This window comes from Desulfobulbaceae bacterium (assembly GCA_015231515.1).
GTDB lineage: Bacteria > Desulfobacterota > Desulfobulbia > Desulfobulbales > VMSU01 > JADGBM01.
On the sequence record JADGBM010000008.1, the window covers coordinates 51,968 to 58,461 of the forward strand.

Consider the following 6,494-nt stretch of genomic DNA (forward strand, 5'->3'; position numbering starts at 1 on the left):
TCAGCCAGACAATGCCAAACTCCATGCAAGAGCCACTCCCACTAGAACTGATGCTGTTAGAATATTCTGCAATCGCCCATTTTTTGAATAAATCTGAACTGGGTCAAAATAGTGATACGCCCCACCCAGCCCCATACCTGCAATCATACCCCAGACATGGGCGCCCAGATCTGTTCGTTCTCCGCCCGCACCAAGCATTGCCAGCAATCCGAGTCCTGCCCCAAGAGGGAGTAAAATGTTCAACATGCCGTCTCGAAAAGCCCGTATCCCACAAAAGGCTCCAATAACACCAAATACAGCCGTTGAAAAACCGATGGAATTATGGGTCCCGGAGTGGAAGAAGACATTCAGCAGATTTCCTGTAATGCCTGCCAGCACAGCAAGCATCCAGGCAGTTCCTGTGCCGGTGAGACCTGCCAGAAAGGCAATGAGTACACCGCCCAGGCAGACATTACCCATAACATGGCCTATATCGGCATGAAGCGTAAGCGCCGTTACCAACCTCCACAGTTGCAACTGCTCCTTGATTGCACCTGACTGAATTGCACCCCGGGTAAACCAGATAGAATCCGACCATGGCCCCGTAAAACTAAAAAAAACGACGAGCAAACTGCAAAACAGCAGCGTCCACCAACTGACAACAGGGCTTGAAGCCGGTGATGATTTAACGGTAGGCCACCGACTGTTTTCTGCTTCATATCGTTCAAGATGATGCCGGGCAACCAGAGCATCTGTCTCGTTAACCAGAATCTCCCAACCATTCAGTGACTGAACAAGGCGATGGGTTATATTTACCGAAAGCAAAACTAACGACCAGGCCTCAGCCTTGGTTTTTACCATAAAACCATTCTGGCTCCCCTGACCAGGCAATAGCTTCACAAGTTTTGACTGGTTACTTTCTATAAGATCGTTCATATATCCTTACCAGAGGCTTCTAAAGCATGCCAAACGCCACAAAACCACCCCAGAGAATCGGTTGATGAAGGCAATAGATCACCAAAGAGTTTTTGCCCAACAGCCCTAACGTTTTCAGAATAAAACCGTGCCGGTCGCCCCTGCCCTTAAACAAAGTTTCTCCCTGCCGATAGACCATCTTCCCAACAAAAATACCGATAAGCACAGGGCCAAACCAGGGAATCAGCGGAGTATAATCAACACTATGAAACCCCACCGGCGGGATACCAAACCATACCAGCCACCAGCTGCCTTCTTGCGCCACACCAAGGTATGGCGCAAGAGACAACACACTAATACCGACGATCAAACTTAGCCAGGGGCATCCCAAGAAAAAATAACCAAGGACAATACTGACCGATATTAAATGCAGAATACCAAAAACCACAAAATCCTGTCCGACCGCAACATAGGTTGCCAGGCTAATACCCATAGCGACAACCAATAATTTCGCACTGCGTAGCCAAATTTTCTTACTGGGCAAAACAGTTGTTTTATTTACGGAAAGCGTCAGGGAGACCCCGACCACAAAAAGAAAAAGTCCGGCCACAGCCCTTGAAAAATAGGCCAGAAAACCAGACTCCGGATTACCAAGAGAGTAAAAATAGTAGAGGTCAAACAAGAAATTGGAAATCAGCATCAGGCATACCGCCACCCCGCGCAGACAATCAATCTCCCAAACTCTGTTTTTTTGTAATGCAACCAAGACCCTGAATCAGCCATCCTGCTCCAGGGTGTCAATAATGGACTGAATCTCGTTCACTTTATCTTTATTGCCCATGCCTTTATAGATTTCTATAAGCTCAGTCAAGCTTCGTTGATGGGCAGGAACCTTCTCAAGAATTTCAAGGCAACATCGTTCAGCATCCAGCCAGTCGCCATGATTACGATGAAGTCTGGACATTCCCAGTAAAGCGTAAAGGTCAAAGCCAACCTGCAAACTGCGCATGTAATGTTCCAGTGATTCAGCAGAACGATCCATGTTCATCATGGCATCGCCAACCCGGGTGAGCAGATCCTGGTTATTAGGTTCATTATGCAGTATCTTTGACCACCAGAACACCGCTTTTTCCAGATTTCCGAGCCCTCGATGACTATCACCAAGGCCATATAAAGCAAAGGTATTCCACTCTTCAATACTGGTTGCCTTTTCGTAATATTCCGCTGCAGTCTCATACTCTTTTCTTCTGCGATAAATATTGCCAACCATTGTCAGAACGGCAACGTAGCCACCGTCAAGGCCCAGAAGTTTTTCAAAAAGTTGCAGGGCTTTTTCATCATCTTCGATCTTATAGTATAAACTTCCCAGGCCCAGTAAAGCGTACTTATCCTCAGGGTTAACAGCGAGAGCTTTCAGATAGAAAGCCTCAGCTTTTTCAAAATTACCAGTCTTATTAAAAGACTCGGCAAGCCTCACCATCACGTAGATGTCATCCTTGTTGCACTCCAAGTATCGCAACCAGTAGGGGATAGCCTTTTTATGCTGCAAAATCCCCCGATAGGCATCGCCAATCCCTCGCAAGGCAAAAACATTAACCGAGTCAAACTCAAGCACTTTCTCGTAATAACTGATCGATCCTTCGTATTTTTTAAGCTCGCGAGTGGTATCACCAAGACCGACCAGAATATAGGCATTCTTACTATCGAGTTCGAGCGCTTCAAGAAATACATTCTCGGCTTCATGAAACCTTCGCTTGCGCAAATAGTTCCTGCCTAACTTACTCAGACGCAATACGTCTTTCTTGGGCTTATGTCCTGTTTTTTGCTCAACTCCAGACTCAGCCCATTTCCTGTACGAGTAGTTTACACGTTCAGCAGATATCGAAAGCCACTGGGGAATATCATATGGATGGTTGTCGTTAATCCAGGCCTCAATCTTTTCGGTGTTTTCAGAAACAAACTTAACGGTAACCCGGTACTCCTGTTCGTTTTCAACATGCCCATCCATTCGATAAAAACTGGTAATCGGGCCGTCTATTTGAACACATGCCGCCAAATGAGCCTCAACAAGTTCTCTTGCCATATTTTCAGCATCGCCAGCATTTGCGACGGTAGTCCAGCCAATATTCATTTTTATTTCCTTAAGGATAAATTTTATTTAACTATTCAGGTGGGGACACCCAAATAGCGAAAACCACCGAACTGTAACTGTTGTCATCGACATTTGCAGATTTTATATGAAATTTTCTTATACCGTAAAAACGAGGATCATCAAAGTGATAGTTCTCAACCAACCATGAATTTTGCTTTATACCACACCAGCAGTCTCTTGACAGTGATCGGGAAAACCCCTAAGACTGCAAACGAGAACAGTAGCCCAGGAGAGAGAATACCACTCAAGGAATCAATCTTGGCAAGTTCCTTTCCGGCATTGACAAAAACCATAGTCCCAGCCAGCATTCCAAGTTGAGAAACCCAAAAAAAAGTTCGTATTGGCAAGGTCGTCAGCCCCATCACCAGGTTGATCACAAAAAATGGAAAAACAGGAATCAACCGTAAAGTGAACAGATAAAAGGCCCCTTCCGTTTCAATACCCTGATTAATCGCCACCAACTTATCGCCAAATTTACCCTGAACCCAATCCTGCAACAAAAATCGTGAAACAAGGCAGGCCAAAGTGGCGCCGATCGTACTGGCAAAAGATACTACCACCGTACCAACAACTAGGCCAAACAAGCCGCCACCGGCCAGCGTCAAGACTACAGCCCCTGGCAACGAAAGACCTGTCACCAGAACATACACAACCATATACCCGGCAATAAAGCGCCACGGGTTGTTGGTATAGATATCAAGAAGCTGTGCCTGAGACTCTTTCAAATAAGCAAGCGTCAGATATTGATCAAGGTCGAAGTATACAAATAGGCCGACACAAAGAACCCCCACGGCCAAAATAACTATTTTTTGTCCTAGCTTATTCATAACTGTTGCTAAACCATACCCTTTTCAACGTCGTTAACCTGAAACTCAGGTATTGATACTCCCGCCTCAGGTGAATCCTGAACCTGCCGTACAGGCATAACAATGGTCAGACACGGCAATTTCCAGCCCAGGAACAGGAAGCTCTTCAAGCTCGCTGATGTGAATTTGCTGCCCCCCAAGTCCCAGTCCTATGGCCTGATTAAAATCACAGTCATAGAGATACCCATCCCAGCCAACAGATATCAGTGACCTGCACATAACGCCATCCAAAGCGCAGGGGTTTTGACTGTGCGCCAGTTTCTCCATATACGAAACATAATTCCCGGAAGCAACAAGCCATTTCTTAAATCGTCCCAAAGGAACATTGGCAAAAGAAAACAGCTGGTTAAACTCAATACCCCACTTGTTCATCAGAATTTGTCTGAATCTGTCCTCAAGTTGAGACTGATTATTAGGGATAAAAGCACCAGCGGGATTTGAAACCAGATTAAGCTCTAGCCCCGAACCCGTTTTTCCATAGCCTAACCCGTTGAGTCTCTGTAAAACTTCAATGGATTTCAGAAAAATACCCTTACCGCGTTGCGACTCCGCCTGTGTTTCATTCAAAGCTGGAAACGATGCCACAATCACAACTTTCTTATCCAGACAGAGATCAATGAGTTGTTCCCGACCAGGGCCATCCATGGCGGTTAAATTTGAACGCAGCATCACTCTGGCGCCCCTCCCGGATAAGCCACCAAGCAGATCAAGGATGTGCGGGTTCATCTCCGGAGCCCCTCCTGTCACGTCTATGACGCCAAAGGAGAATCGCTTAGAAAGTTCAACTACCTGTGAAACAGTATCTGCAGACATGATTTCCTGCCGAGCCGGTCCCGCCTCAAGATGACAATGCCGACAGGCAAGATTACATAAAAGCCCGACATTTATTTGCAGAACTGTACTTTTGAGCCGGGTCAGCGACAAGCCCCTGCTTTTTAGACTTTGAGAAAATGGTTCAACCATTTGTGGAAGCTTACTGGTCATTTAAAGTAGCACCAAATATGAGTAAGTCTCAGCCTTCAGAAAATCCCCCTGAATCCCCCGTTAAAAAGGGGAACACAGGGGGATTTTTTATTTTATGCACAAATAAAAACTCCTTACAGCCCAACTCTGCGGTTCTGTGGTGCCGCTTAAAATGAGAGTTTTTGAGCAGTATTACGCATCTGCAGCCCATGAACCAGAGAAGCCCCACCCCTGATGGCCGTTGCCACATGGATCGCCTCGGTCATCTCCGCCTTATTCGAGCCTTTTTCCAAACATGTCTGCGTATAGGCATCGATACAATAAGGGCACTGAACAGCATGGGCCACCGCCAAGGCAATAAGGGATTTTTCCCGTTCACTCAACTCGCCCTCAGCAAAGACAGCGTTATAATAATCAAAAAACTTTTTAGCCAATTCCGGCGCTTCTTGGCCGATCTCGGCAAATTTGGGTAGATCTTCAGGCTGATAATACGATTCCATGGCTACTCCGCTATACGTAATTGTCAATTAACCAGAAGATGCATCCACTCTCTGGCACTCTCTGGCCCCCATGAACCGGCTGCGTAAGGTTGAAGGGTGTTCTCGTATTTAGCACAATCACATAAGTCCAAGACAGGGTCCAGAAACGACCAGGCCCGTTCAACTCCCTGCTGGTGCCAGAAAAGCATGTGATCACCTAGAATACAGTCAAACAAAACTTTTTCGTACGAATCAAATGAAAACTCTGTATCCTCGGGATATGTATATTCCATAACAACCGGCTCAAGGCAGAGACTTGGCCCCTGCCCCTTTGCCTCAAACTGCAGGGTAATCTTTTCTTCGGGGTAAATTCCAATAACCAGACGATTAGCTGCAATATTTGTCTCCAACACTCCACGGAACAACGAGTGCGGAACCTCCTTAAACTGCACTACAATTCTGGTCAATTTTTCCTGCAGGCATTTTCCGGAGGCCAGGTAAAACGGCACCCCTTTCCAGCGCCAGGTATCAACAAAGAGCCGCATCATCGCAAAGGTCGGAGTACAGGATTTCGGGTTAACGCCATCCTCGTTTCGGTAGGCAGGTACTGCCTTTCCTCCAATAGTACCTGCACCATACTGTCCCAAAATCACATTGTCGTTCAAGGTCTGGCCATTTAGAGGCTTCAGAGATCCAAAAACCTTCAGTTTTTCATCACGGACGCGGTCCGGTTCAAGTAAGGAAGGCGGCTCCATGGAGGTCAAAGCCAAGAGCTGCATCATGTGATTTTGGAACATATCCCGCACCACACCGGACTGCTCATAATACCCGGCCCGATGTTCTACACCGAGCTTCTCGGCAGTTATTATGCCAATATACTGAATATGACTCCTGTTCCAAATAGGTTCAAAAATAGTATTTGCAAAACGGAGCATCAAAATATTTTGAACGGTCTCCTTGGCCAGATAATGATCGATTCGAAAAACTTGCTCCTCAGCAAAGCTTTTCTTGATTATCCGGTCAAGTGCAATAGCCGACTGCGTATCATGACCAAACGGCTTTTCCACGACCAGCCGGGCCCAGGAACTCTGCGTTTCGCCTTTCTCCAAACCGGCCGCACCAAGACCTGTGGCAATAGCA

At 46.5% G+C, this 6,494-nt stretch carries 7 protein-coding genes; all 7 read right to left on the reverse strand.

Annotated elements, in window-relative coordinates; translation table 11 throughout:
- Nucleotides 1-915 (reverse strand): rhomboid family intramembrane serine protease, encoded by a 915-nt coding sequence (locus tag HQK80_02770; GenBank protein MBF0221144.1) that lies wholly within the window; start codon nt 913-915, stop codon nt 1-3.
- 19 nt (nt 916-934) lie between these two features.
- Entirely contained in the window at nt 935-1,660 is a 726-nt protein-coding gene (locus HQK80_02775; GenBank protein MBF0221145.1) for a DUF1624 domain-containing protein, read from the reverse strand.
- 9 nt (nt 1,661-1,669) lie between these two features.
- On the reverse strand, nt 1,670-3,025 hold the full coding sequence (gene cutA / locus HQK80_02780) for a divalent cation tolerance protein CutA (protein MBF0221146.1): 1,356 nt from the start codon (nt 3,023-3,025) through the stop codon (nt 1,670-1,672).
- Nucleotides 3,026-3,180: 155 nt separating this feature from the next.
- Nucleotides 3,181-3,873, reverse strand: coding sequence for a TVP38/TMEM64 family protein (locus HQK80_02785; protein MBF0221147.1), 693 nt, complete (start codon nt 3,871-3,873; stop codon nt 3,181-3,183).
- 66 nt (nt 3,874-3,939) lie between these two features.
- Nucleotides 3,940-4,896, reverse strand: a complete 957-nt coding sequence (arsS, locus tag HQK80_02790; protein ID MBF0221148.1) for an arsenosugar biosynthesis radical SAM protein ArsS — start codon at nt 4,894-4,896, stop codon at nt 3,940-3,942.
- A 146-nt stretch (nt 4,897-5,042) separates the two neighbouring features.
- The gene (locus tag HQK80_02795; protein MBF0221149.1) at nt 5,043-5,375 is read right to left on the reverse strand and encodes a carboxymuconolactone decarboxylase family protein; all 333 of its coding nucleotides are present in this window, start codon (nt 5,373-5,375) and stop codon (nt 5,043-5,045) included.
- Nucleotides 5,376-5,398: 23 nt separating this feature from the next.
- On the reverse strand, nt 5,399-6,494 hold a 1,096-nt coding region (gene zwf / locus HQK80_02800; protein MBF0221150.1), incomplete at its 5' end, for a glucose-6-phosphate dehydrogenase.

Excerpts from the sequence above, each read along its gene's own strand:
- HQK80_02785 (MBF0221147.1), bottom strand. The coding sequence starts at position 3,873 with ATGAATAAGCTAGGACAAAAAATAGTTATTTTGGCCGTGGGGGTTCTT.
- HQK80_02795 (MBF0221149.1), bottom strand. The coding sequence starts at position 5,375 with ATGGAATCGTATTATCAGCCTGAAGATCTACCCAAATTTGCCGAGATC.
- arsS (MBF0221148.1), bottom strand. The coding sequence starts at position 4,896 with ATGACCAGTAAGCTTCCACAAATGGTTGAACCATTTTCTCAAAGTCTA.
- HQK80_02770 (MBF0221144.1), bottom strand. The coding sequence starts at position 915 with ATGAACGATCTTATAGAAAGTAACCAGTCAAAACTTGTGAAGCTATTG.
- cutA (MBF0221146.1), bottom strand. The coding sequence starts at position 3,025 with ATGAATATTGGCTGGACTACCGTCGCAAATGCTGGCGATGCTGAAAAT.